This is a genomic window from Microbulbifer sp. CAU 1566, from assembly GCF_023156515.1.
Taxonomy (GTDB): Bacteria; Pseudomonadota; Gammaproteobacteria; order Pseudomonadales; family Cellvibrionaceae; genus Microbulbifer.
On the sequence record NZ_JALNMG010000015.1, the window covers coordinates 1 to 1539 of the forward strand.

The window sequence follows — 1539 nt, forward strand, 5'->3', positions numbered from 1 at the left end:
CTCTTTGAAAGTCCCTGAATGCGCTTTACTGGCGTTGGAGGACATCTTGCAGCCATCAATCGCAAAAAGCTCATTGCCCAACAGCCCCTCCTGATCGCAAACCATCAAAACCTGTTCAAATACCGATTCGATGGCGTCAGGATAGCTACTCACGAAGCTAGCGATACTGGTGAAGTGAGGCACGCTGTCGCAGGATAATGCCTTGAAGATGATATTGTGTTCGCACTGCCATTGGATTTCACGACTAGAAGTAATCCCCTTGGAATAGGCGAACAGTATTACTTTCAAAAGGATCGCTGGGTCGTATGCCGAGCGTCCACCCGCGTCATTTTTGTACTTCTCGTGGAAAGCAGACAGGTTAATGTAGTTATCAATCAGGTGATGGAGCGTATATTCGAAGGTATTTGGCTGAAGCTGCTCTTCGAAGTTGATTACAACCATCGCATCCTGGCTGTAATTGTAGGGCTTGAAGTTGGGCATGGAGGGATTCTCGGTTTGGATCCCTCGACTTTATCAAAAAATGCTAGGTTTTTAGAGTTTTTCTACAGCCAGAACGCCGCCAGCAGGGGCACGAAAACCAGAGCGAAGCGGCGGTTTTTGTGTCCCTCTGGCTGGCCTTGTTAGGTGCTAGATGCATGCTACTTTAGCCATTACTTTTTCTTTGGCTGCATCAATTTTTATTGGGTTTGTTTTAGCTGATAATTTATCAGCAGTTTTCTCCCCTAAGAAATACGCAATTCTTTCGGCATTTGCCCCAGACGGGTGGGGCAACCCGCCTAGCACTTGTTCTTGACTTACGACGCCAAATTTCACTGCCAAGCTTAATGCCTCTTCGACTTTTGGCCCTAGCGGAACAATTAGGGTAGATGAGTTCAGTTGTTTCAGCTCCGGCAACAAATAATTTTCAAGTTGCCTGAGAAGAATTGGCTTTGAAACCATTGAAGGTGTACCACTGTAATTCTTTAGCGATTTGAATACAGGGTAACGAAGCGCTGAAGTGTAGTGAACCAGATCCGATTTACTTCCAAATAGCTCGGAGCATGAATCAATGCCTATTTTCTGAGGTATACCAATATAATCGAGCAAACGAATAAGGTTTGATCGCATAGGGCCACCAAAGCTTGCTGTGTTCTTAGCTGCAAGTTTTGCTGCCGCTGGCGTAGCACCCTGCTTAAGTTGTTTGCTTGCCTCTTCGAGTGCGAGTATTGCCTGTTGAAATCCTGGAGTAATTCCACAGATAACAATTTTGGCTTCAGTGTTAATGTAATCAAATGGTGCGTAATAAACTGATAAATCACCATCTTCTTCAATCAGTAGTTCAGGTGGCAGGCAGTCTTGGCTAAGCGAGAAAGACTGATTTTGTATGAAATTAATATACTTCTCGAACAATTTCACATACTCCGAATTTTGGTTGCACTGGTCTTACCCACGATAAGTAGACACCCTAACTACGCGCATTTGCGCTCAAATTCCGCTGGGCTGAGATGCCCTATAGCGGAGTGCCTACGTACTCGGTTATAGAACACTTCGATGTACTCA

General features: G+C 45.1%; 3 protein-coding genes. All 3 read right to left on the minus strand.

All coding sequences use genetic code 11. The annotated features are described in order from the left end of the window. Positions 1-480, minus strand: a 480-nt coding sequence (locus M0G74_RS18160) for a transposase (RefSeq protein WP_248220207.1), incomplete at its 3' end; no start/stop codon positions are given. Between the two features lie 147 nt (positions 481-627). Then, positions 628-1389 carry a hypothetical protein gene (locus tag M0G74_RS18165; RefSeq protein ID WP_248220210.1) on the minus strand — a complete coding sequence of 254 codons (762 nt, stop codon included), beginning with the start codon at positions 1387-1389 and terminating at the stop codon, positions 628-630. Between the two features lie 59 nt (positions 1390-1448). Then, on the minus strand, positions 1449-1539 hold a 91-nt coding region (locus tag M0G74_RS18170), incomplete at its 5' end, for an IS3 family transposase (protein ID WP_248216187.1).